Origin of the sequence: Rhodococcus sp. KRD162 (genome assembly GCF_017168335.1) — a bacterium.
Taxonomy (GTDB): domain Bacteria; phylum Actinomycetota; class Actinomycetes; order Mycobacteriales; family Mycobacteriaceae; genus Rhodococcoides.
Genome location: NZ_JABFAU010000080.1, coordinates 1 through 417 on the forward strand (window position 1 = coordinate 1; position 417 = coordinate 417).

At 59.0% G+C, this 417-nt stretch carries 2 protein-coding genes; one reads left to right on the top strand and one right to left on the bottom strand.

The annotated features are described in order from the left end of the window. Window positions 1-107 (bottom strand): sugar phosphate nucleotidyltransferase (locus J1M87_RS27515; RefSeq protein WP_274611118.1); only part of this gene is annotated, 107 nt, incomplete at its 3' end. A 116-nt stretch (window positions 108-223) separates the two neighbouring features. Here J1M87_RS27515 and J1M87_RS27520 point away from each other — a divergent pair. Further along, a partial coding sequence (locus J1M87_RS27520; protein ID WP_206492823.1) for an NAD-dependent epimerase/dehydratase family protein occupies window positions 224-417 on the top strand: 194 nt, incomplete at its 3' end.

Here is a 417-nt window from a genome sequence, read left to right on the forward strand (position 1 = left end):
TAGTAGATCATCGGTTTGTCGTAGACCGGCACCAGCTGCTTGCTGACACCCATCGTGATCGGATGAAGCCGCGAACCCGTACCGCCCGCCAGAATGATTCCCCGCATGACCGCGAAGTCTTCCAGACAACTAGACCATACGCGCGACGCAGATAAATGAATCACTGTGACCTTGGACTCTGCACCAGACAATGATCCAGCGGTGCCCAGTACCGTCGTTATTCATGAGAATTCTCGTCACGGGTGGGGCCGGGTTCATCGGCGCGAACTTCGTTCACCAGACCCTCGCGAAGCGCCCCGACGCCCAGGTGACCGTGCTCGACAAACTCACCTATGCCGGTAACAAGGCCTCCCTCGACTCGGTGGCCGAGCGCATCGAGTTCGTGCACGGCGATATCGCCGACGCAGATCTCGTCGA